We start from the raw sequence: 22646 nt of genomic DNA, 5'->3' as shown, positions 1-22646 counted from the left end.
TCCTTCACCAGCGCCTTTCGAAGCGATTGCGCAGATAGATGGCGACGCCGTTCATGACCAGCAGGAAGAGCAGAAGCACGATGATTGCCGCGCTGGTGCGTTCCACGAAACCGCGATCGATTTCATCCGACCACAGGAATATCTGCACCGGCAATACGCTGGATGGAGAGGTAAATCCATCTGGCGGAGACGCAACGAACGCGCGCATGCCGATCATCAACAGCGGCGCGGTTTCACCCAATGCGCGGGCCATGCCGATGATCGTGCCGGTCAAGATGCCGGGCAGGGCAAGCGGCAGGACATGGTGGAACACGACCTGCACCGGCGAAGCACCGATAGCCAGCGCGCCGTCGCGAATGGAGGGCGGAACCGACTTGATCGCGTTGCGCCCGGAAATGACGATAACCGGCATCGTCATCAGCGCCAGTGTCATGCCGCCGATCAGCGGCGCGGAACGCAGGTTCGGGAAGATCGCGAGAAACACTGCGAGGCCGAGAAGGCCGAAAATGATCGATGGCACCGCCGCAAGGTTGTTGATCGAAACCTCGATGATGTCGGTCCATTTGTTCTTGGGCGCATATTCTTCGAGATAGACCGCCGACAGCACCCCGATCGGAAACGCGAGGAGCAGCGTGACGAGCATGGTCAGCAACGATCCCTTGAGCGCGCCCCAGATGCCGGCCTCCTGTGGGTCCGTTGCGTCGGCACGCTCCATGAAGCCCCAGTCGAACGCGCGACCGAACACTCCCTGTTCCTGTAACCTCCGTGCGGTCGCCTGCAGCGCGCGATCTCCGTCGCCACGGAATGCGGAGGCGAGATCCTCGCTCACCGGGACAGAAACGGTCGCTTCGCGCGAAAGCAATGAGGGATCGGCGACCAACTGGCGTGCAAGATCGCGCCACGCCCCAGAACCAAGCTGTGCCGCTACATCGGGGCCATAGGCTTCGGCCGCGGCGAATTGCAGTACGTCGGGAAGGCCCGCTGCGGCCAGCGCGTTTTCCGCGCCGGGCTGGGCCAGGCGATCGGCGGTGACTGTAAGGCCCGCACCCGCGAAATCGACAGGTACCTTCAGTTCGGCGCGGGTGAATCCGGCCAGCCCGTTTGCGGTCATCGTCACCAGCAGGAACGCGAGCACGAGCGCGGAGAATATGACCGAGCCCATGGCAAGGTACTTGAAGCGCCGTTCGGCCGCGTAACGCTGTTCGAGCCGTGCGGCGAGGCGGATATCGCGCGCCTTGCGACTGATGTCGGCGTCTGAGGGGATCGAGGTGTTCATGACAGCTTACTCGTAAGCCTCTCGGTAACGCTTTACGACGCGCAGGGCGATGAAGTTCAACCCAAGCGTTACGACGAACAACACCATGCCCAGCGCAAATGCCGACAGGGTCGCCGGATGGTCGAAGCTGCCTTCGCCGGTAAGCATTGCAACGATCTGGTAGGTGACGGTGGTCATCGACGCAAAGGGGTTGGCGGTCAGGTTCGCCGCCGCGCCAGCCGCCATGACGACAATCATGGTTTCGCCGATAGCGCGGCTGACGGCCAACATGACGCCCGCCACGATGCCGGGCAGGGCGGCGGGGACCAGCACCTTGCGGATGGTTTCGGACTTGGTTGCGCCCATTGCCAGGCTGCCATCACGCATCGCGGAAGGGACCGCGGCAATGGAATCATCTGCCATCGACGACACGAACGGAATAATCATGACGCCCATAACGAGCCCGGCGGCAATCGCGCTTTCGCTGCTGGCGCTGGCGATACCGAGCGATTTGGCGACGTCACGGATAAAGGGCGCCACGGTCAGTGCGGCGAAATAGCCGTAAACCACGGTTGGGACGCCGGCGAGAATCTCGAGGATCGGCTTCATCCATTTGCGGAAAGTCGGGTTCGCATACTGGGTGAGGAAAATCGCGCTCATCAATCCCAGCGGGATTGCCACGATCATCGCGATGATCGCGCCGATGTAAATCGTGCCCCAGAACAGCGGCAATGCGCCATAGTCTGCACCATTGGCATAGGCGGGATCTCGCATCGGATCGGGCGACCAGTGGGTGCCGAACAGGAAGTCTATCGGGTTCACCATGCCGAAAAAGCGGATGGTTTCGAACAGCAGCGAAGCCACGATGCCGAACGTGGTCAGGATCGCGACGAGCGAGGCGAGCAGCAGGATCAGCATCACCGCCCGTTCCACCCGCGTCCGCGCGGTAAAATCGGGTTTGAGCCGCAGGAACGCGAGCACACCGCCGGTAAAGCCGATCAGCAGGGTGACGACGATGCCGATGATACCGTAACGATGCATCGCCGCGGCCGCCGGTTCGACCAATGGCGCTGCAAGCGGGTTGAACACCGCTTGCGCGCTACCGCGGGCGACGGCCAGCGCTTCGGAGAGGACCGTGTCTCGATTGATGCCGAAGTCGGGCAGTTGCGCCGCCGCCGGATCGGCGAGCAGCGATTGCATGACAAGTTGTGGGCTGACTACGTTCCAGATCGCCACGAAGACGATCGCCGGAACGAAGGCCCACAGTGCCACGTACCAGCCATGGTACGAAGGCAGGGAATGCAGACGCGTGCGGCCTTCGCCAGAACTGGCGAAGGCCCATGCGCGGGAGCGGGCGGCCAGCCATCCGACCAAACCGAGGCCGATGGCTAGAAGAACGAAGATGGCTGGCGACATATTCCCTGTCGTTTAGTCCCGGACTATTTCAGAACCGAGGCATCGAGCACGGTCATGTTTTTGACCGCAGCGGAGTTGGCCGCCTGAACCGCGTCGGTTGACGTGATCATGCCCTTGCTCGCGAACAGGCCGCCCTTGCCCCAGTTTTCGACCCAAGTCGAGATGTACTCCCGCAGGCCCGGTATCGCATCGAGGTGCTGCTTCTTTACATAGATGTAAAGCGAGCGAGCGCCCGGATAGGCGTTGCTGGTGATGTTGTCATAAGTCGGCTCGACGCCGTTGACGGCGAGGCCGCGCAACTTGTCGGCGTTTTCCTCGAGGAAGGAATAGCCGAATACGCCGATGGCCGCGGGGTTCGATGCCAGCTTCTGGACGATCAGGTTGTCGTTTTCGCCCTGCTCGACATAAGCGCCGTCGGTGCGGACTTCGGTGCAGATCTGCTCGTAGCGATCTTCGTCGGTTTCCTTGAGTGCCTTGGTCGCAGCGTCGGTCTTGCAGCCTTCGGTGAGGATCAGTTCGGCCAGCGCGTCGCGCGTGCCCGAAGTCGACGGCGGACCGTATACGAGGATCGGTTCATTGGGCAGAGAAGGATCGATGTCCGACCAGTTCTTCGCGGTGTTCGGTTTGCCGTAAGGTTCTTTGGCGAGCGCCTCGTAGACCTGCTTCACGGTGAGGCCGAACGTCGGGCCTTCCTTTGATTCGGCGATGGCGATGCCGTCCTTGCCGACTTCGATCTCGACGATTTCGGTCACGCCGTTCTGCTGGCACGTCTCGAACTCGCTGGCTTTCATCCGGCGCGAGGCATTGGCGATGTCGGGGTGCTGGGTGCCGACGCCCGCGCAGAACAGCTTCATGCCGCCGCCGGTGCCGGTCGATTCGACGATCGGCGACTTGTACTGATTGGCAAAGGCGCGCGAAAATTCCTCGGCCGCGGCCTTGGCGAACGGATATACGGTCGAGGAACCGACCGCCTTGATCTGATCGCGCGAAGTGGATTGCTGCCCGCCGCATCCGGCAAGAGCGGCGCTGGTCAGCGCGGCTAGGACGATCGTCTTGGTGAAGCGCATGGGATTACCCTTTCTGGTGATGCTGCCGGGCGCTCTAGAAGCTTGTCGTGACAAGCATATGACATTCCCGGAGCGCCCGGTCAAAGTTCGATTAATCGTTGAAATAACGCGATTATTCCGCGAAAATCTGTTTCTTGTGCAAAAGTCCGGGGATCAGAAGTCGATCTGCGCCCGTGCGCCAAACGCATCGACGGCGTATGATTTGTCGCCGTTCGCTGCGGCAATCGCCGCGTCGGTGTAATCCATCCGCCCGTAATTGAGCATGAAACGGGTATAGTCAGTGGGTGTCCAGATGACCGACATGGCGTAACCGTCCTGCTTGCCACCGACGATGCCAGCATCTGTCAGGTCAAGCCGGTCGTAACGCAGGTTCACCTGGATCGCGCCCATGCCGCCCTTGTCCACCGGGTTCGCCGGCTTCACGCGGTCGAAAATACCGCCCTTGTAACCGCGGGTGTCGCCCTTGGTCAGGAACATGCCCACTTCGGCATAGGCGCCGAAGAACGTCGGATCGGCAAGGCCGGGGCGCGATACCGACTGCCAGAAGGTTTCGCCAGCGACATGGAAAGGCCCGCGAATCGCTGCCGCTTCAAGTCCGTAACCAGTTTCCTTTGCCGCCCCGAACGAGCGGGTGTCGATGAACCGCGTGCCGGTGAAGTGCACGAATGGCCGCTGCCGATAACGAACATTCGCGAGATCGCCGTCGAGGTCGGTATAGTGCACCGATCCCCCGAGGTGGAGCTGCGTTTCGCCCATCTTCGGCATGAAGACGATGCGGCCATCGGCGCCCCACTGGTCGTTCGACGTGTCGCTCATGTTGTCGGTAAAGACGCCGCCTTGTGCGAGCATATCTCCCGAATGGAACGAGGCCGACGCGCCGACGCGCCGTTCGAACCCGAATGCGTCAGTAAATGCCGCGCGTTCCATGAACGAGGTGAAACGGCTGCTGGTCAGTTCTTCCATCGACTGGAAGTTGTTCTGCTGACCGAAGGCGACGGTCAAACCGCCGTCCTTGTACGTCAACATGGCGTCGGAAACCTCGACTTCGTTGCCTGCGAAATCTACCTCGAACTTGTAGCCGAAGCCGCCGGGAATATCGCCTTCGACGCCCAGTCGGATGCGGCGGGCTTCTTCGCCGAAGCCATCTTCGACGCCGGTGGAAGAAGGCGCCGAGATCACGCCCGCATCATACTGCATCCGGCCGCGCGGTTTGAACGACCAACCGGACTTGCTTTCGATCAGCGGCGCGCCCTTCCACTTGATGGTCGTGTCGCTTTTTGCCGCTTCTGCCGTGGCGAGCGCAGTGGTCGATGTCGCGGTTGCAGCATCGGCCTTCGCCTGCGCGGTGACGAGCTGACCTTCGAGCGAATCGATGCGTGCGGCCATCGCCTGCATCTGCGCGCGCATGGCCTGCAATTCGGCCTGCATCGCGGCCGAATCTGCATTCTGAGCGTGGGCAGGGGTGGCAAGACCGGCTGCCGCGATCATCGCGATGGCCGAAACCTGGGAAATCCTCATGACTGGACAAAGCCTCATGTTACAGTTCGCTGTCCGAACGACGACGCCAGTATGACCACCATGTGACTGTTTCATTACAGCCATGCCGGAACCTGCCGAAAGCCTGTGGATTGCGGTTATACGACCCCGATTTTAGCAGATTTGGCCGATCAGATCGCCGCGATTTTGTCGGAATGGCGCGGCAGCCGCACAATTACGGTCGTCCCATTGCCAAGCTTGCTGTCTATTTCCAGCCGGCCGCGATGGCGTTCGACGATATGCTTGACGATGGCGAGGCCAAGCCCGGTTCCACCCACTGCCCTGCTGCGACCGGGATCGGTGCGATAGAACCGACGAGTCAGGTGTGGCAGGTGTTCAGGTGCGATGCCTTCGCCGCTGTCCGACACGCGGAATTCGAACAACCCGTTCGTGCGTTGCAATGACACCCGCACCGGTTCGTCGGCCGCGCCGTATTTCAAGGCGTTCTCGATCAGATTGCGGGCGAGTTGATGCACCTGTTGTTCATCGCCGCGAATCGGCATGGGTACTTGTGCGCGTTCAATCACGATGCGATCCTGCCCATGCAGCGACTGCATGCCCGAAACAACGGTATCGATGCAGGTGCCGAAATCGAGAATCAGCGTGGGTAGATCGTGCTTTTCCGCCTCGATCCGCGACAGGCTCATCAAGTCTTCGACCAGCGCCTGCAACCGCTTGCTTTCGCGTGCGATCGTTTCGAGGAACCGCAGCCGCGTTTCCGACTTCATCGGTCGCGCGCCCTCTTCGCGATCGGCGTCGATCAGCGTTTCGACGTAACCGATGATCGACGCCAGCGGCGTGCGTAGTTCGTGGCTGGCATTGGCGACGAAATCGGTATGCGCGCGGCTGATGTCCGCCTCTGCCGTGCGGTTCACCAGTTCGATCATGGTTTTCGACGTATCGACCGGGCGCAGCGCGATTTCCCACACGCTGCGCGGACCGGTCAGACCACGCACGATCGCCTGACCGCCTTCGTTCCGGTCAAGCAGGCGCACGGCTTCGGGATGGCGCAGCGCGACGCGGGCGTCCTGTCCAATGACGTGATTGCCCAGCACGTCGCGCGCCGCGCGATTCGCCACGGTGATGCGACGATTTTCCATCACCAGGAACGGCAGGCTGAGCGGTTCGATCAGTTCGCGGATACGGTCCTGCGTGATCGTCATCCCGTCATCGCGCGGCCGGCCCATATCGGGGGCAGGGCGGGATAGGAACAGCGATCCGCACCAGATGACCAGCACGCCCAGCGCGAGCCAGAAATCCATCGTGACCACCAACAACGTGGTCGACCCGGCAATGGCGAGCGCAAGCCCGGCCCATGGCGGCGTAGTGCGCATCACCCGCATTCCGGGCGTAGCGGGCTTGGCATGGCAAGGGGGATCACGACCGGCACTCCACGACGAAAGCCCATAGGCGCGCGCGATGCCGCGCGCCAGAGTCATATGAGCGTCATATTTCTGTTTGGTGTGTGGGGACTTGGTGACCCCTACGGGAATCGAACCCGTGTTTCAGCCGTGAGAGGGCCGCGTCCTAACCGCTAGACGAAGGGGCCGTGCGCCACCTGTCGTGACGAATGCTGCACCGTGGTGACCCCTACGGGAATCGAACCCGTGTTTCAGCCGTGAAAGGGCCGCGTCCTAACCGCTAGACGAAGGGGCCACGTCGGTGCAGGCCGCGCAATTAGGGGGCACTTCGCGGGCGGTCAAGGGACGATTTGCGTATTTGTGCGAAACCCGTGAAGGTTATCCTGATTCAGTCGGCGAATGCGGCATCTTCGATATGCAATTCGGCCGCAGCGACCGGCCCCCAGTCGTCGATCTTCACCCGCCCCGCCAACCAGAACTTGCGTCCGTGCGATCCGTGCAGCAGCACTTGGCCAAGATCGGATTCGGCCGCGCGAAAGGCGATGCCCTTGAACCGGGCGCCGTCGTTGCCGCTGGCGATGACGCGGACATGACCGTTTCCCACGATGTCGACCTTCACCAGTTTCACCGGTCCGACCGCGACGCGCGGCGCGGGCCAACCGACGCCATATGGGCCGGCGATCTCCAATTGGTTGACCAGTTCGGGTTGCAACCCGCGCGGCGCGACGGAAAGGTCGATGATCGTCGCCTGTCCCGCGCGGGCGCGTTCGACATCGCGGGCAAGCAGCCCGTCGACCCAATCGGCAAAGGCGTCGATTTTTCCCGCCTCTATCGTCAGGCCCGCCGCCATCGCGTGCCCGCCGCCCTTTACCAACAGGCCTTGCGCGCTCGCGGCGATGATCGCTGCGCCAAGGTCGACACCCGATATGGACCGGCCCGATCCCTTGCCTTCGCCCTGATCGTCGATGGCGACGACGATGACGGGCTTGCCGCTCTTTTCCTTGATGCGTCCGGCCACGATGCCGATCACGCCGGGATGCCAGCCATGTCCGGACAGGACGAGCACCGACCGGTTGTGCTGGCCCGCGACGTGTTCCTCTGCGGCCGCCTGCACTTCGGCTTCGATGGCCCGGCGTTCTTCGTTCAGCACGTCGAGCCGGGCTGCGATGTCGTGCACTTCGTCGCCGGCTTCCCCGGTCAGCAGGCGCACGCCCAGGGTTGATTCGCCCACGCGGCCGCCTGCATTGATGCGCGGGCCCAGTGCAAAGCCGAGGTCGCTGCATTGGGGCGCGCGTTTCAGCCGGCTCGCATCGATCAGCGCGTTCAAACCGGCATTGCGGCGATGAGCCATCACTTTCAGACCCTGCGCCACGAAAGCCCGGTTCAGCCCGTGCAGCGCGGCAACATCGGCCACGGTGCCCAGAGCGACGAGATCGAGCAGGCCCATCAGATCGGGTTCGGCGCGCGCATCGAAAAAGCCGCGCTGGCGCAAGGTGCGGACCAAAGCAATGCCCAGCAGAAAGGCGACGCCGACGGCGGCGAGGTGACCATAGGACGCCGCCTCGTCGGTGGAATCGAGGCGGTTGGGATTGACCAGCGCAACCGTCCGGGGATTTTCCGCCGCGCACTTGTGGTGATCGACCACGATAACGTCGATGCCGGCATCGTGCGCCATCTCCAGCGCTTCGTGCGCCATCGCGCCGCAATCGACGGTGACGACAAGACTGCTACCTGCCTGGCCCAGCCTGACCAGCGCTTCGCCAGACGGGCCGTACCCTTCGAGCAGGCGATCAGGAATATAATGCGCCGGATTGGCGCCAAGCTCGCGCATCAGGCGGATGAGCAAGGCGCTGCTGGTCGCGCCATCGACGTCGTAATCACCGTAGATCGTGACCGATTCGCCGGTCAGCACGGCCTGCGCCAGCCGTTCCGCCGCGACGTCCATGTCATGAAAGATCGACGGATCGGGCAGAAATCCGCGCAAGGTCGGGTTGCGATGACGTTCGATGTCGTCGGGCGCGACCCCGCGCGCGGTAAGCAATTGCGTGACGAGATCGCCGCCCGCCATGCCGCCCGAACCCAGCGCCATGTTCCCGCCGCGCCAACGCCATGCCTTACCCGACAGCGACGCCTCAACGCCGCAAGCAAGTCCTTCGAGTTCGTTGTGTTGAGAGGAAGAGACCATGGCGACAGCCTACAGGTGAGGGAGGCGGGGTAAAACCCGGGCATCGTTTTGGGTGTGCGCTTTTCCCCCGATGTCGGTGCGCTTACACAAGTGCGACATGGTGAGCGATGCTTCCCTGCTGATCGTCTGGCATTCGCGCACCGGCGGAGCAAAGGCCATGGCGGCCGCCGCCAGCGAGGGCGCGGGCGAGCAGGCGCGACTGCTTTATTGCAACGATGCCACCGCCGAAGACGTCCTTGCGGCGAGCGGGTTTTTGTTTGTCTGCCCGGAAAATCTCGCGACCATGACCGGGGCGATGAAGGAATTTTTCGATCGGTCCTATTACCCGGTGCTCGGTAGAATCGAAGGGCGCGCCTATGCCACCGCGATCGCAGCGGGATCGGACGGTCACGGCGCCACGCGGCAGATCGACCGCATCGCCGCGGGCTGGCGCCTGCGCCGGGTGGCCGAACCGCTGATCGTGAATTTCGACGCCCAGACGCCCGAGGCGATTCTGAGTCCAAAATCGCTGAGCGCCACCACGCGTCAGGAATGCTTCGATCTGGGGCAGGCCATGGCGCAAGGCTTGGCAATGGGCGTGTTCTGATATGTAACTGCCGACACGTTGCGCAGCGCCTGGCTCGAAGATCAGCCTATCTTAAAGGCGACTTTCTTCTCGGAAATGGATATAGTTAGTCTCTGAAGGGCCGATGAAATGCTAGGGAGATTTCGGGGATCCGCCATCATGGGGCAGGAGCACGGTGCCATGTCCGATGCCGTAACTAATGGAGCCGATGGCAGCTTGGCCGATGATCTAGTGTTCACCCTCTGGTTTGAAGGCGCACGCCCGGATGCCGACTCGGTGCGCTCCCTGTTCGCCCGCACGCTTGTGAATTCCGACACTCAGATCGAAGTGCTGACAGATTCCGCCAGGGAAGGCGCTGGCGACAATGGCAGCGCCGGGGCGACTGTTCTGATCGGCGAGTGTCGATTTACTATCGAAGGATTGACGCCGGGTGTACCGGCGCAAACACTTGATCCGTCCAACCGGTTCGGCTTGGACGTCGGCGCATTGGCGCAGGCGCAGTCAATCCGCCTTGCCCCCCAGTCGCTCTTCGTCAATGACATTTCAGTGATCGCCGTCATTCGCGACGCCGTGCGCCTAGCGCTTGCCCTTTCCGGCGCCGACCGCTGTCTGGCTGTCGGTTGGGCCGCTGCCGACAGCGCGATGAGTGCCGCCTATTTCCGCAAGGTCGCCGCCGATTGGTTAGGGGGCGGACCATTTCCTGCATTGGGTCTCGTGGCGCTGGAAAGCGACGCCGACGATGGCCTTGTCAGCAAGGGGCTTGCGGTCGTGACCGGACAGGAATTGGTTATCGCGGCGATGCCCGGCATGGTTGTCGCCGACCGCGCACGGATCGCGATCCGCATGATCGATTATCTTGTCGGTCACGGCCCGGTAGATCAGGTCGAGACCATCAAAGTCGAAGGATTTTCGGAACTTATCATGGCGCCCGACGCGACAGGTAAGAAAATTTACCTTAAAAAGTCACCAATTCCTTAAGCGTTGTCCCCGATGAATCCGTTCAGGAGGAGGGCATGCAACGGGCGGCGAACATTTGCGGTTTTCGCCGCTTTTCGATGGCAAACAAACGGGGATCTCCTGATTTCAAGGAGGGATGGCAAAAGCACCATCTCCTGCCGCGTCAGTTGTTTTCCCGCCGCTGTCTTGACTCAATGCTAACTTCGATCGGCTCCGCGGGCGTCTGGCTGGACGACTTCGACGGGAACGGCGTTCTGCTTCCAGGAAACGAGGCTGTGGCGTTCGAAGAACGTCTGCCCCTGCATCGCGGGCCGCACAGAATCTGCAACGAACTGGTGTTCGAAAGGGTCGGCGCAGTCGAAATGGAGTGGTCGCGAATCCGCAGCCGGAACGAGCTGCAGGCAAAGGATGCCGCCATCGGGCGCATCCGGTTGGTGCAACGTGGGTTAGCCCGCCGCCTCGACGGCGAAGGGGCGGCACCTATCGTCCTTAACCGACGCGACCCGATCGGGCACGGCGTGGACTACAGCAATCTCGACGCCATGGCCGACATGCTGTGGGGCGCAACCCGATGAGACCCTGATCGGAACATCAGGAAAGCTCAAGGACGGCGCGTGCGATCACGCGCCGTCCTGTCTTGCTTAATTTGCCGGACGAGCCGCGTTCGCCGCGCTGAGGATAGCGCGCACACTCGCGGTTGCGACGTCAGCGCTGATGCCGACGCCCCAGACGATGTGGCCGCTTTCGGTCATGCATTCGACATAAGCCGCAGCCTTGGCGTCGGATCCCTTTGACAGCGCGTGTTCGCTATAATCGAGCACTTCGAGGTTCATGCCGAATGCCTCGCCCAAGGTCGCCACGACAGACGAGATCAAGCCGTTGCCACGACCTGAAACGGTGCGTTCCGTGCCGCCTTCGGTGACCGTTCCGGTAAAGACGCGTGTTCCGTTCTTGGCGCGGTGTTCCTCGTAATCGACAAGCTGGAAATGCTGCGGGCGCGACACATGATATTCGTGCCGGAACGCTTCCCAGATGTCGGCGGCGTTCAATTCCCGCCCGGTCTCGTCGGCCATGCGCTGCACCGCTTTCGAAAAATGCGCCTGCATCCGTTTGGGCAGTTTCAGGCCCTTGTCCTGCTCTAGCACCCAGGCAAACCCGCCCTTGCCCGATTGGGAGTTCACGCGGATCACCGCCTCGTAGTTACGGCCCAGGTCGGCGGGATCGATCGGCAAGTAGGGAACCCGCCAGTATTGGTCGTTCTGCTGGTCGTGCGCCTCGAACCCCTTCTTGATCGCGTCCTGATGGCTGCCCGAAAACGCGGTGAACACCAGTTCGCCGCCATAAGGGTGACGCTGATGCACGGGGATCTGATTACAGTATTCGACCGTTTCGATCACCTCGTCGATATTCGAAAAGTCGAGGCCGGGATTGATCCCTTGGGTGTACATGTTCAGCGCGACGGTCACGAGACAGCAGTTGCCCGTCCGCTCGCCGTTGCCGAACAGGCATCCTTCGACCCGGTCCGCACCCGCCATTACGCCCAGCTCGGCGGCCGCCACGCCGGTGCCGCGATCGTTATGGGTGTGCAGGCTGATGACCGCGCTTTCGCGGTTGGGCAGGTTGCGGCAGAAATATTCGATCTGGTCGGCGTAGATGTTGGGCGTCGCGCACTCAACCGTGGCAGGCAGGTTCAGGATGATCGGCCGCTCGGGCGTCGGCTGCAGGATGTCCATCACCGCCTCGCAGCATTCGAGGCTGAAATCGAGTTCGGCCGTGCTGAAGGTTTCTGGTGAATATTCGAAGTGCCAATCGGTGTCGGGATACTTTGCCGCTTCGTCGCGAATGACCTTTGCGCCCGCTTCGGCGATGCCGCGCACTTCCTGCCTCGACATCTTGAACACGATGTCGCGCCACGCCGGGCTGACCGCATTGTAAACATGAACGATGGCCTGCTTCGCGCCAATCAGGCTTTCGAAGCTGCGCCTGATCAGGTCTTCGCGGCTTTGCGTCAGCACCTGGACCAGCACGTCGTCGGGAATGCGGCCCGACTGAACGAGGCTCTGGATGAAATCGAATTCGGTCGCGCCGGCGGCGGGGAAGCCGACTTCGATCTCTTTCAGCCCAACCTTGACCAGCTGGTCGAAGAAGCGGTTCTTCTTCACGCTGTCCATCGGGTCGATCAGCGACTGGTTGCCGTCCCGCATGTCGGTGGACAGCCAGCGGGGCGGCTTCGTGATGGTACGCGAAGGCCACTGCCGGTCGGGCAGGTCGATGGCCGGAAACGGTCGGTACTTGACCGAGGGGTCGTGCAACATGGTGGTGGTATGGGATGCCATGACTGGTACTTCTTGTCTGCTGGATCAGGTTATGCGGCTAACTCATCCCCCGGGGGCCGGAGCGCCGTCCGCAGACAGCGCAAACGTCACGCCCGGGGGCGTGTAAGTCGAAGCAGCAGGGCCCGAAGTTCGATAGGGGCCGGAAAGAAGCGCATAATCGTCATTTCGCCTATCGCTATGATGCACAGGTTCCCGAAAGTCCAGACCCGAATGTGGGGTCAATCACGATGGCAATGCGGTACCTGTCGATGGCGAGTGTGGGCCGATGGCGGGTGTGGAATTCAGAAACAGTCGACACTGGTGATGGTGCCGTCCGGATCGGTCATGACGTTCAGACGCCCGGCGACGACGTCGGCATCGACGGCTTCGTCTGGTCCGATTACGCGAACGCCCTGTGCGGCAAACCCTTTGAGCACAGCTGCAATCCGCGCGGTCATCGGCTGGCCGACATAGGCGACGGCGCGGTTCGCGCCACAGCCCTGGGGCATGAGGCCGAAGCAGTTGGAACCACTTGGGCGGTCTGTGGCGGACGCGTCAGGGCATTGTTCGGGCGGTGTCCATGTCGCGGCCGCCACCGGCGTTCCCGATGGCGAAGGCGTCCCGGCCGGCGCATCGCCCGGTTCCTCGACCGCCGAACAGGCGGCAAGCAGGGGAAGGGCAAGGAGCAGGCCGGGACGGATCATTATTTCTTCTCGAATGCGGCGGTGATGTCGAGTTCGACCTCGTCAGACACGAATGGCACGAATGCGGATACGCCGAAAGTGCTGCGCTTCAACATCGCGCGCCCTTCGAATCCGACCGTTTCGGCCTTGCTCATCGGATTGGCCCCTGCGCCAGTGAACCGGGCGGCGATCATGACCGGCGCGGTAACGCCGTTAAGCGTGAGGTTGCCAACGATCTGCGCCGTGGTCGGACCGGTCGGGGTGACCATTGTCGACACGAAATGCGCGGGCGCGGGTTCGGGGCCGAAGAAATCGGGCTTGGCGCCATCGGTGCCAGCGCGCAGCAGGTGATCCTTGAGCCCGGACGATGCGACAGTGACCGATGCGATGGGGATCGTAACGTCCAGCTTTGCCGTCGACGGCGTGGCAGGATCGAATTCCAGAGTGCCGGACACATCGCCGAAAAGTCCGAAGTAGTCGCTGAAACCGAAATGGTCGACGCGCCATCCGACCAGCGTGTGATTGGGATCGGCGGCATAAGTGCCAGCCGAGACGCGCGATGGATCGGCAATGCCGGGAAGCTGCGGTGCCGCTGTCTGGGCCAGGACCGGCATGGCGGCCAGCGTCACGGTGGCGAGTGCGAGGGCCAAGGTGCGAGATTTCATCATATTCCCCTTCAAATCGTAGATCGGTTGCGACCAGTGGCGATAATGTGGACGGGAAATGTTGCCCTTTCAACGAGGCACAGCGTTGTAACCATGCGGATAAAGCAGCGCGCAATGGCACGAAAAAGCCCGTCGGATCGTGCGTAACGATCCGGCGGGCTTCGATTTTTCGATCAACGCCAGGGCGTTGAATAAATCAGTTCTTGTCCTTGTCGACCAGCGCGTTAGCCTTAATCCACGGCATCATCGCGCGAAGTTGTGCGCCCGTCTTTTCGATCGGGTGCGCGGCGGCAGCCTTGCGGGCGGCCTTCAGCTCGGGCTGTCCGGCGCGGTTGTCGAGCACGAAGTTCTTCACGAAACGGCCCGACTGGATGTCGGCCAGAACACGCTTCATCTCTGCCTTCGTCTCGGCGGTAATGATGCGCGGACCGGTGGTGATGTCGCCGTATTCCGCCGTGTTCGAGATCGAATAGCGCATGTTGGCGATGCCGCCTTCATACAGCAGGTCGACGATCAGCTTGGTTTCGTGGAGACATTCGAAATAGGCCATTTCCGGGGCGTAGCCTGCTTCGACCAGCGTTTCGAAGCCGGCCTGGATCAGGTGGGTGACGCCGCCGCAAAGCACGGCCTGTTCGCCGAACAGATCGGTTTCGCATTCTTCGCGGAAGTTGGTTTCGATGATGCCCGAACGGCCGCCGCCGACGGCGCTGGCATAAGCGAGCGACACGTCATGCGCGTTGCCGGTCGCATCCTGGTGGATCGCGATCAGGCAGGGCACGCCACCGCCACGCTGGTATTCGCTGCGCACCGTGTGGCCGGGGCCCTTGGGCGCGATCATGATCACGTCGATGTCCGCAGGCGGCTCGATCAGGCCGAAGTGGACGTTGAGGCCATGGGCGAAGGCCAGCGCCGAACCCGGCTTCATGCGACCTGCGATATCGTCGTTGTAGATCGCGGCCTGATGTTCGTCGGGCGCGAGGATCATGACGATGTCGGCCCATTCGGCCGCTTCGGAATTGGTCATCACCTTGAAGCCGGCGGCTTGCGCCTTCTTGGCCGTGGCCGAACCTTCGCGCAGGGCGATGGCGACTTCGGCGACGCCGGAATCGCGCAGGTTTTGGGCGTGTGCATGGCCCTGGCTGCCATAGCCGATGATGGCGACCTTCTTTTCCTTGACGAGGTTCAGGTCGCAATCGGCGTCGTAATAGACTTTCACGTTAATTCCCCTTGGCTGCCCGCCGGATTTCGATGGCGGCGCATAGCTGTTGTGGTCGGTTGCATCAAATGTATCGTTTGAAAGGACTTGGTCGTTGGAAAGGCGTTCAGGCTCCGTTCGCTCCGCGCATCATCCCCACGATGCCGGTGCGACCGACTTCGACAAGGCCGAGTTCGCGCATCAGGGCGACGAAGGCATCGATTTTTTCGGGCGCTCCGGTGATTTCGAAGATGAAGCTTTCGGTCGTCGAATCCACCACCTTGGCGCGGTAGACGTCGGCAAGCCGTAGCGCTTCGACCCGCATGTCGCCGCGCCCCGCCACCTTTACCAACGCCAGTTCGCGTTCGACGTGGGGGCCAAGTTCGGTGAGGTCGGAAACCTTGTGAACCGGGACCAGCCGTTCGAGCTGGGCATGGATCTGGTCGATTACCGCCGGCGGGCCGTGGGTCACGATGGTGATCCGGCTGACCGTGTGGTTTTCGCTGATGTCGGCGACGGTGAGCGAATCGATGTTGTAGCCGCGCGCGGTGAACAATCCTGCGATCTTGGCCAGGATGCCGCTTTCGTTGTCGACCGTGATGGCCAGAACGTGGCGTTCCTGCGCCCGATGTTCGATATGCATCAGACCGACGCCTTCTGTTCGACCGAAACGGTCCGGGCTTCTGGGGCCTCGTCACCGTACAGCATCATTTCGGTGTGGGCCGCGCCCGACCGGAACATCGGCAGGCAGTTCGCCAACTTGGCGACGCGGCAATCGACGATCACCGGCCCGTCATAATCGATCATCGCCTGAATGCCTGCGTCCAGATCGTCCAGGTCCTCGATCCTGATACCCTTCCAGCCATAGGCTTCGGCCAGCTTCACGAAATCGGGCAGCGAGTCCGAATAGGAATTCGAATAGCGCGATTCATAGGTCAGTTCCTGCCACTGGCGGACCATGCCCATATATTCGTTGTTGAGGATGAAGACCTTGACCGGCAGGCGATACTGGCTCGCGGTGCCGAGCTCCTGGATGTTCATCTGGATCGACGCTTCGCCAGCGATGTCGATGACCAATGCGTCCGGATTGCCCAACTGCGCACCGATCGCGGCGGGCAGGCCGTAACCCATGGTGCCAAGCCCACCACTGGTCAGCCACTTGTTCGGGCTGAAGAAGTGGAAGTGCTGGGCCGCCCACATCTGGTGCTGACCGACTTCGGTGGTGATGATCGGATCGTGGTGCTTGGTCAGCTCGAACAACCGTTCGACTGCAAGCTGGGGCATGATCTCTTCCGCGGAAGGCGGATAGGCGAGCGAGTTGCGCGCGCGCCAGCCGTCGATCCGGGCGTACCATTCGCCAAGGTTCTGCGGCTTTGCCCCAGATGCCTTCCATAAGTCGATCATCTGCCGCAGGACCATCGCGCAATCGCCCAGGATCGGCAGGTCGACCTGAACCGTCTTGTTGATCGAAGACCGGTCGATGTCGATGTGGATCTTCTTCGCATTGGGTGCGAAATCCTCGATCCGCCCCGTGACGCGGTCGTCGAACCGCGAACCGATCGCGACGACGAGATCAGCGCGATTCATTGCCATGTTGGCTTCATAGGTGCCGTGCATGCCTAACATGCCGAGCCATGCCTTGTTCAACGCGGGAAACGCGCCAAGGCCCATCAGCGTGCTGGTGACGGGCGCGCCGGTCAGTTCCTGCAATTCGCGCAGCAAGGCGGACGCTTCGGGCCCCGAATTGATGACGCCGCCACCGGTGTACAGAACCGGCTCTTTTGCCGCCGCGATCATGGCCACCGCTTCGGCGATGGCCGCATCGGCACCGATAGTATGCGGCGAATAGCGCGTCGATTTCGCGACTTGCGAAACGGGGGCGCTGGCGACCTGAACGTCCTTGGGAATGTCGATGACGACAGGGCCGGGGCGGCCGGTGGTCGCGATCTGGAACGCCTCGTTTATCGTCGCGGCAAGGTCTGCCGGATCCTTCACGAGATAGTTGTGCTTCGTGCAGTGGCGCGTGATGCCGACGGTATCGGCTTCCTGGAAAGCGTCGGTGCCGATCATCGCGGTGGCGACCTGTCCGGTCAGGACGACCATCGGGATCGAATCCATGAAGGCATCGGCAATGCCGGTCACTGCGTTGGTCGCGCCGGGGCCGGACGTGACGAGCACGACGCCGGGCTTCCCCGTCGAACGGGCGTAACCTTCGGCGGCGTGGGCCGCCCCTGCTTCGTGCCGGACGAGGATGTGGCGGATCCGGTTGTCGGAAAACAGCGCATCGTAGATGGGCAATACCGCGCCACCGGGATAGCCGAAGATCACTTCGACACCCTGTTCGACAAGGCAATCCATCAAGATGTCGGCGCCGCTGCGCTCGGTCACTGCTATTCTCCGTTTGTTGGCGGGGACGGGGGCAAGAAAATGGGCCCGAGTGTCGTGCACCCGGGCCTCTCTCTCCCAACTCAAATTCGCGAGCGGACTAGGCGACATAGAATATCATGTCAACCGCAAATGTCGTAATAAAGTTTCAATTAAATCGCCATTTTCGACATTTTCGGTATCATAGCGGGTCCAAGTCGTTGGGGGTTGGTGGCGAAACCAGGTATATTGCCGCTTGGCGTAGCGTCGAGTCGCCTGTGCGCCGCGCGCCTCGGCCTCTGTCCGGTCATATTCGTCGGCCAGCAGCCCGGCGATTTCCGGAACGCCGATGGCGCGCATGACAGGCAGTGCCGGATCCAGCTTGCGGGAAAGCAGCGCGCGGACCTCTTCTATCGCGCCGCGTTCGAGCATCTGGCCAAACCGCTGGTCGCATTTCGCAAACAGTGTTTCGCGATCCGGGATCAGGATCGCTGCGGTCAGGTCGATCTGGGCGCCGATCCCGCCTTCCATCCTTGCGTGCCAATGGTCGAGTGGCTGGCCGGTGCTGCGCACCACCTCCAGCGCGCGGGCAACGCGGGTGCTGTCCGAAGCATTCAGTCGCTGGGCAGAGGCAGGGTCTTCGCTGACCAGCGCGGCGTGCGCCTCGGCCACCGGCATGGCCCGCACGGCGACGCGGATCGCGGGGTCGATGGGCGGGATGGGGGCGATGCCGTCGATCAGCGTGCGCAGGTAAAGACCGGTTCCGCCGACCAGGATCGGCAGGCGCCCGGAGTTATGTGCCAGCGCAATCTCCGCTTTTGCCCGTGCGGCCCAATCGGCGGCTGAGCAGGCATGCGCCCCGTCCCATGCTCCGAACAGGACGTGGGGAACGCCGCGCATCTCCTCTGTCGTCGGGCGCGCCGATACGACGGCGAGATCGGCATAGACCTGCGCACTGTCGGCGTTGATGACCGTACCGGGCAATCCGGCCTTTTCCGACGCCAGCGCGAGCATGACGGCGAGATCGCTCTTGCCGCTGGCGGTCGGCCCTGCGATGAGCGCGACCCTTGGCTTACCTGTGGAGAATACTTCGGTGCTCATTGCCCGGCTGATAGCAGACCCCGCGACGTTGGAAACCGCGCTCGACAACGCGGGAAGCGCACTGGCGGCACAAGGCTGGGCGATGGCAGGGGCGCAAATGCTCGATTTCTGCGGCGACGTGCTGGAAATCGACATAACCGGCGGCGACCCGGCAGGCGTCCGCGCGATTCTGGATACCGCGTTCGGCCCGTGCGACCTGTTGATGAGCGAAGCCGAAATCGTGGTTCCGCAGCTTTTCGTATCGGACATGGATTCGACCATGATCGGGCAGGAATGCATCGACGAGCTGGCCGATTTCGCCGGGATCAAACCGCAGATCGCCGCCATAACCGAACGCGCGATGCAGGGCGAACTCGACTTCGTCAGCGCTCTTAACGAACGGGTCGGACTTCTCAAGGGCCTAGAGGAAAGTGCGATAACCCGCTGTCTGACCGAGAGAATCACGCCGATGAACGGCGCCCGTACGTTGGTCGCGACTTTGAAGTCGCGGGGGTGTCGAACCGTGCTGGTGACCGGCGGGTTCCATTCGTTTGCCGATCCGGTTGCCGAAATGCTGGGCTTCGAACGCGTGGTGGGTAACGTTCTTGGCGTCGCCAACGGGCAACTGACCGGGACGCTTGCGACCGAAATCGTGGATTCCGCGACCAAGAAGGCGACGCTGGACGAAGAAATGGCCGTGCTTGGCGACGGTGCGGTCAGCCTTGCGACCGGAGACGGCGCGAACGACATCCCGATGATCGAGGCCGCCGATTACGGCGTCGCCTATCACGCCAAGCCCAAGGCCAAGGCGGCGGCCAACGGCTGGATCGACCGCGGCGACTTGACGAACGTGCTCAAACTGCTGGGCGTCCCGCAAGGTGAGTGGGTGGATTAGAGGGCGTGAAGACGGATTTCGGCTAACGACCTCGTTGCGGATGTTAGCTGAGTAACGCACTCATTTGGCTGATGCGCTCCCTCCACGCCTCACTCATCGTGCGCGAAAGGACTTGGTCGGCAAGCTCCGCAGCTTGTTTGTCCTCCCCGCACTGATGCTTGACGGCGACAAGATAGAGCACTTCCGGAGGATAATGATTTTGTGATGCAGCCAGCCATCGCTCGACGTCCACTAGGCTCTTAAACTCTGAAAAAATGGGATGGCCGCGGAACTTAGTGCCTCCATCATATTGGCAACATCAGATTGGATAATTGATTTCCACCAGTGGTCTCGTCCGTTCACCAGAAATCCAAGCCGAGTGCGAACTATGCAGTCAGGTTCAGAAAATGGCTGGGTCGGTGACTTCCCCCAAACAAGTTCGTATGTCGGCGTGTGCATCAGGGCGATATTTATCGTCACGCCGCCGATTGACGCGCCTCGTTGGACGTCGATAACGTCAGAGAACAGAGGGCGTGACCTTACCCACGTCCTGCCATGGCGTTCAAAACCATGCGGTTCGAGAAACTCGTCAAGTTTTCTGGACAGATTGGTTTGTGTCACCCGCGAAACATACCCTACAGATGGCAGCTTTCCACCCCAAACCAGCCATACGATCGGCCAAAATTTCGCTGTCCTACACGGCAGCGGAGCGTCACAATATGCGCCGCTCTTTACCATCGTAGAAACCGCCCACGACCTGTCACCTGTCATGGGTCAGGCGCAAGCCCAGCATTTCCGCGCCTCAGAGGCTATGTCGGCAAGGTGACACGGCGTCGCCTTTGTCACCCATGGCAGACACTCAGACCCGCTACGCTTCCATCCAGTCGCGGAAGAAGCTGTCGCTCGCCTCCCGCAGGTCCGCGATGTCGACATTGCTTTCGCCCGCAAGGCTGCGGAACGTGACCGTTTCGCTGCCGGTTTCGCCCAATGCAATGGCGGCAAGTCCGGCCTTTTCCGCGGCCTCGAGGATCGGTTCGGCCTCTGCCGCCGTGACGACATAGCGCGACTGGTCCTCTCCGAACCAGAACGCGGCAGGGCTGGTGCGATCGGCGGGCATGGCGACGGCGCAGCCGATGTTGCCGGCCAGCGCCATTTCGGCCAGTGCCACGGCAAGTCCCCCGTCGGAACAATCGTGTACGGCTGTGACCATGCCGTCGGCGATCAACTGGCGCACAGTTTCGCCCGCGCGTTTCGCAAGGTCTAGCCCGACAGGCGGGGGCGGGCCTTCTTCGCGGCCGTGCAGTTCGCGCAGGTACAGCGACTGGCCAAGATGGCCGCTTTCGCCGCCGATGACGACGATCTGGTGGCCTGGCGCCTTGAACGCGATGGTGGCCATGATTTCGTGATCTTCCATCAGTCCGACGCCGCCGATTGCGGGCGTGGGCAGGATGGCCGAACCGCCGCCGGTCGCCTTGCTTTCGTTATAAAGGCTGACGTTGCCCGACACGATGGGGAAATCCAGCGCGCGGCAGGCATCGCCCATACCCTGAAGACAGCCGACGAATTGGGCCATGATCTCAGGCCGCTGCGGGTTGCCGAAATTGAGGCAGTTGGTCACCGCCAGCGGCGTCGCGCCGACAGCGGAAATGTTGCGATAGGCCTCTGCGATGGCCTGCTTTCCCCCTTCGTAAGGGTCGGCATAGCAATAGCGCGGGGTGCAGTCGGTGGTGATCGCCAACGCCTTTTTGGTGCCGTGAATGCGCACGACCGCCGCGTCGCCGCCCGATTTCTGCAACGTGTTCGCACCCACCTGCGAATCGTACTGTTCCCAGATCCACTTGCGCGATGCGAGGTCTGGCGTCGCCAGCAACTTGCGCAGATCGCCTGCGACATCGGTGCTTTCGGGCACATCACCCAGCGGGGTGGTGCCTGCCCATTCGGCGTATTCTTCACGCCCGATATAGGGTCGTTCGTATTCCGGCGCGTCAGCCGCCAGCGGGCCGAGCGGTATGTCGCAAACGACTTCGCCGCCGAACGTCAGCACCATGTGGCGAGTATCGGTGACTTCGCCGATGACCGCGAAATCCAGCTCCCACTTGGTGAAGATTTCCTGCGCCATGGCTTCCTTGCCCGGCTTCAGCACCATCAACATGCGTTCCTGCGATTCGGACAGCATCATCTCGTAAGGGGTCATGCCCTCTTCGCGGCATGGGACCATGTCCATGTCGAGCCGGATGCCCGCCTTGCCGTTGGTGGCCATTTCAACCGACGATGATGTCAGACCCGCCGCGCCCATGTCCTGGATCGCGACGATAGCGTCGGTGGCCATCAGTTCGAGGCAGGCTTCGATCAGCAGTTTTTCGACGAAGGGATCGCCGACCTGCACCGTCGGGCGCTTTTCCTCGATATCGTCGCCAAAATCGGCGCTGGCCATCGTGGCGCCGTGGATGCCGTCGCGGCCGGTCTTGGATCCGACATAGACAATGGGATTACCCACGCCCGTCGCTGCGGAATAGAAAATCTTGTCCGCATCGGCGACGCCGACGGTCATCGCGTTGACGAGTATGTTGCCGTCGTACGCCTTGTGAAAGTTCGTTTCGCCGCCCACGGTCGGCACGCCGACGCAGTTGCCGTACCCGCCGATGCCTTCGACCACGCCCTTGACCAGGTGCTTCATCTTCGGATGGTCGGGCCGCCCGAAACGCAGTGCATTCATGTTGGCCACCGGCCGCGCGCCCATCGTGAACACGTCGCGCAAGATACCGCCAACGCCCGTCGCCGCGCCCTGATAGGGTTCGATGTAGGACGGGTGGTTGTGGCTCTCCATCTTGAAGATCGCGGCCAGCTTTGTCCCGTCCGGGCCTTCGCCGATGTCGATGACGCCAGCGTTCTCGCCCGGACCGCAGATGACCCACGGTGCCTCGGTCGGCAGTTTCTTCAGGTGGAAGCGCGAAGACTTGTACGAGCAATGCTCGGACCACATCACCGAAAAGATGCCAAGCTCCACGAGATTGGGCTCGCGGCCCAGCGCGCGCAGGACGCGCTCGTATTCTTCGGGGGAGAGGCCGTGCGCCTCGACGACGTCAGGAGTGATCTCGCTCATGCTTCGCGCCCTTAACCACCGTTGC

Annotated in this window: 19 protein-coding genes and 2 tRNA genes; 4 read left to right on the top strand and 17 right to left on the bottom strand. The window is 62.1% G+C overall.

Annotated features, from left to right (window positions below):
- Window positions 1–4 precede the first annotated feature (4 nt).
- The 8 genes from pstA to recJ all read right to left on the bottom strand — a co-directional run bounded on the left by pstA (window position 5) and on the right by recJ (window position 8820).
- On the bottom strand, window positions 5–1276 hold the full coding sequence (gene pstA, locus EKN06_RS03395) for a phosphate ABC transporter permease PstA (RefSeq protein WP_127611440.1): 1272 nt from the start codon (window positions 1274–1276) through the stop codon (window positions 5–7).
- Between the two features lie 6 nt (window positions 1277–1282).
- Window positions 1283–2671 (bottom strand): phosphate ABC transporter permease subunit PstC, encoded by a 1389-nt coding sequence (gene pstC, locus EKN06_RS03390; RefSeq protein WP_127611439.1) that lies wholly within the window; start codon window positions 2669–2671, stop codon window positions 1283–1285.
- Window positions 2672–2694: 23 nt separating this feature from the next.
- Window positions 2695–3738: a substrate-binding domain-containing protein gene (locus tag EKN06_RS03385; RefSeq protein ID WP_127611438.1), complete on the bottom strand. Its 1044-nt coding sequence runs from the start codon at window positions 3736–3738 to the stop codon at window positions 2695–2697.
- A 153-nt stretch (window positions 3739–3891) separates the two neighbouring features.
- The gene (locus tag EKN06_RS03380; protein WP_240654577.1) at window positions 3892–5256 is read right to left on the bottom strand and encodes an OprO/OprP family phosphate-selective porin; all 1365 of its coding nucleotides are present in this window, start codon (window positions 5254–5256) and stop codon (window positions 3892–3894) included.
- Window positions 5257–5405: 149 nt separating this feature from the next.
- Window positions 5406–6713 (bottom strand): sensor histidine kinase, encoded by a 1308-nt coding sequence (locus tag EKN06_RS03375; protein WP_240654576.1) that lies wholly within the window; start codon window positions 6711–6713, stop codon window positions 5406–5408.
- Window positions 6714–6748: 35 nt separating this feature from the next.
- A tRNA-Glu gene (locus tag EKN06_RS03370) sits at window positions 6749–6823 on the bottom strand.
- Window positions 6824–6855: 32 nt separating this feature from the next.
- Window positions 6856–6930, bottom strand: a tRNA-Glu gene (locus EKN06_RS03365).
- A gap of 93 nt (window positions 6931–7023) precedes the next feature.
- Window positions 7024–8820 (bottom strand): single-stranded-DNA-specific exonuclease RecJ, encoded by a 1797-nt coding sequence (gene recJ, locus EKN06_RS03360; RefSeq protein WP_240654575.1) that lies wholly within the window; start codon window positions 8818–8820, stop codon window positions 7024–7026.
- A gap of 97 nt (window positions 8821–8917) precedes the next feature.
- Here recJ and EKN06_RS03355 point away from each other — a divergent pair, with 97 nt between their 5' ends.
- The 3 genes from EKN06_RS03355 (at window position 8918) to EKN06_RS03345 (ending at window position 10917) form a co-directional block, all read left to right on the top strand.
- Complete coding sequence (locus tag EKN06_RS03355; RefSeq protein WP_127611436.1) at window positions 8918–9406, top strand: flavodoxin family protein; 489 nt, start codon at window positions 8918–8920, stop codon at window positions 9404–9406.
- Between the two features lie 159 nt (window positions 9407–9565).
- Complete coding sequence (locus EKN06_RS03350; protein WP_127611435.1) at window positions 9566–10363, top strand: hypothetical protein; 798 nt, start codon at window positions 9566–9568, stop codon at window positions 10361–10363.
- A 35-nt stretch (window positions 10364–10398) separates the two neighbouring features.
- On the top strand, window positions 10399–10917 hold the full coding sequence (locus EKN06_RS03345; RefSeq protein WP_127611434.1) for an AHH domain-containing protein: 519 nt from the start codon (window positions 10399–10401) through the stop codon (window positions 10915–10917).
- A 66-nt stretch (window positions 10918–10983) separates the two neighbouring features.
- Here the strand turns inward: EKN06_RS03345 and leuA are convergent, their stop codons facing one another.
- The 7 genes from leuA to miaA form a co-directional block, all read right to left on the bottom strand.
- Complete coding sequence (leuA, locus tag EKN06_RS03340) at window positions 10984–12678, bottom strand: 2-isopropylmalate synthase (RefSeq protein ID WP_240654574.1); 1695 nt, start codon at window positions 12676–12678, stop codon at window positions 10984–10986.
- 281 nt (window positions 12679–12959) lie between these two features.
- Window positions 12960–13361 carry an I78 family peptidase inhibitor gene (locus tag EKN06_RS03335; RefSeq protein ID WP_127611433.1) on the bottom strand — a complete coding sequence of 134 codons (402 nt, stop codon included), beginning with the start codon at window positions 13359–13361 and terminating at the stop codon, window positions 12960–12962.
- Window positions 13361–14005, bottom strand: a complete 645-nt coding sequence (locus EKN06_RS03330) for a YceI family protein (RefSeq protein WP_127611432.1) — start codon at window positions 14003–14005, stop codon at window positions 13361–13363. Before EKN06_RS03330 ends, EKN06_RS03335 begins: the two co-directional genes overlap by 1 nt.
- A 196-nt stretch (window positions 14006–14201) precedes the next feature.
- Window positions 14202–15221: a ketol-acid reductoisomerase gene (gene ilvC / locus EKN06_RS03325; protein ID WP_127611431.1), complete on the bottom strand. Its 1020-nt coding sequence runs from the start codon at window positions 15219–15221 to the stop codon at window positions 14202–14204.
- Between the two features lie 106 nt (window positions 15222–15327).
- Entirely contained in the window at window positions 15328–15843 is a 516-nt protein-coding gene (ilvN, locus tag EKN06_RS03320) for an acetolactate synthase small subunit (protein WP_127611430.1), read from the bottom strand.
- A complete protein-coding gene (gene ilvB / locus EKN06_RS03315) occupies window positions 15843–17588 on the bottom strand; it encodes a biosynthetic-type acetolactate synthase large subunit (protein WP_276317265.1) in 1746 nt (581 codons plus the stop codon). Before ilvB ends, ilvN begins: the two co-directional genes overlap by 1 nt.
- A gap of 114 nt (window positions 17589–17702) precedes the next feature.
- Window positions 17703–18665 (bottom strand): tRNA (adenosine(37)-N6)-dimethylallyltransferase MiaA, encoded by a 963-nt coding sequence (gene miaA, locus EKN06_RS03310; protein WP_127611428.1) that lies wholly within the window; start codon window positions 18663–18665, stop codon window positions 17703–17705.
- Between miaA and serB the strand changes: the two genes are divergently transcribed.
- Window positions 18658–19539, top strand: a complete 882-nt coding sequence (gene serB, locus EKN06_RS03305) for a phosphoserine phosphatase SerB (protein ID WP_127611427.1) — start codon at window positions 18658–18660, stop codon at window positions 19537–19539. The two genes, miaA and serB, sit on opposite strands and share 8 nt — an antisense overlap.
- A gap of 231 nt (window positions 19540–19770) precedes the next feature.
- Here serB and EKN06_RS16155 read toward each other — a convergent pair whose 3' ends face one another.
- Together EKN06_RS16155 and purL are read right to left on the bottom strand one after the other, a co-directional pair.
- Window positions 19771–20256, bottom strand: coding sequence for a DUF4304 domain-containing protein (locus tag EKN06_RS16155; protein ID WP_420810746.1), 486 nt, complete (start codon window positions 20254–20256; stop codon window positions 19771–19773).
- A 130-nt stretch (window positions 20257–20386) separates the two neighbouring features.
- Entirely contained in the window at window positions 20387–22621 is a 2235-nt protein-coding gene (gene purL, locus EKN06_RS03295) for a phosphoribosylformylglycinamidine synthase subunit PurL (protein WP_127611425.1), read from the bottom strand.
- Window positions 22622–22646 lie beyond the last annotated feature (25 nt).

The sequence above is a fragment of the Croceicoccus ponticola genome, assembly GCF_004004515.1.
Lineage (GTDB): Bacteria > Pseudomonadota > Alphaproteobacteria > Sphingomonadales > Sphingomonadaceae > Croceicoccus > Croceicoccus ponticola.
The sequence above is the reverse complement of the archived record's forward strand: the minus strand, read 5'-3'. Positions and strand labels throughout refer to the sequence as shown.

What these genes read in the sequence shown, in the direction of transcription:
- pstA (WP_127611440.1), bottom strand. Translation starts at nt 1,276, where the DNA reads ATGAACACCTCGATCCCCTCAGACGCCGACATCAGTCGCAAGGCGCGC.
- pstC (WP_127611439.1), bottom strand. Translation starts at nt 2,671, where the DNA reads ATGTCGCCAGCCATCTTCGTTCTTCTAGCCATCGGCCTCGGTTTGGTC.
- EKN06_RS03385 (WP_127611438.1), bottom strand. Translation starts at nt 3,738, where the DNA reads ATGCGCTTCACCAAGACGATCGTCCTAGCCGCGCTGACCAGCGCCGCT.
- EKN06_RS03380 (WP_240654577.1), bottom strand. Translation starts at nt 5,256, where the DNA reads ATGAGGATTTCCCAGGTTTCGGCCATCGCGATGATCGCGGCAGCCGGT.
- EKN06_RS03375 (WP_240654576.1), bottom strand. Translation starts at nt 6,713, where the DNA reads ATGACTCTGGCGCGCGGCATCGCGCGCGCCTATGGGCTTTCGTCGTGG.
- recJ (WP_240654575.1), bottom strand. Translation starts at nt 8,820, where the DNA reads ATGGTCTCTTCCTCTCAACACAACGAACTCGAAGGACTTGCTTGCGGC.
- EKN06_RS03355 (WP_127611436.1), top strand. Translation starts at nt 8,918, where the DNA reads ATGGTGAGCGATGCTTCCCTGCTGATCGTCTGGCATTCGCGCACCGGC.
- EKN06_RS03350 (WP_127611435.1), top strand. Translation starts at nt 9,566, where the DNA reads ATGTCCGATGCCGTAACTAATGGAGCCGATGGCAGCTTGGCCGATGAT.
- EKN06_RS03345 (WP_127611434.1), top strand. Translation starts at nt 10,399, where the DNA reads ATGCAACGGGCGGCGAACATTTGCGGTTTTCGCCGCTTTTCGATGGCA.
- leuA (WP_240654574.1), bottom strand. Translation starts at nt 12,678, where the DNA reads ATGGCATCCCATACCACCACCATGTTGCACGACCCCTCGGTCAAGTAC.
- EKN06_RS03335 (WP_127611433.1), bottom strand. Translation starts at nt 13,361, where the DNA reads ATGATCCGTCCCGGCCTGCTCCTTGCCCTTCCCCTGCTTGCCGCCTGT.
- EKN06_RS03330 (WP_127611432.1), bottom strand. Translation starts at nt 14,005, where the DNA reads ATGAAATCTCGCACCTTGGCCCTCGCACTCGCCACCGTGACGCTGGCC.
- ilvN (WP_127611430.1), bottom strand. Translation starts at nt 15,843, where the DNA reads ATGCATATCGAACATCGGGCGCAGGAACGCCACGTTCTGGCCATCACG.
- miaA (WP_127611428.1), bottom strand. Translation starts at nt 18,665, where the DNA reads ATGAGCACCGAAGTATTCTCCACAGGTAAGCCAAGGGTCGCGCTCATC.
- EKN06_RS16155 (WP_420810746.1), bottom strand. Translation starts at nt 20,256, where the DNA reads ATGGTAAAGAGCGGCGCATATTGTGACGCTCCGCTGCCGTGTAGGACA.
- purL (WP_127611425.1), bottom strand. Translation starts at nt 22,621, where the DNA reads ATGAGCGAGATCACTCCTGACGTCGTCGAGGCGCACGGCCTCTCCCCC.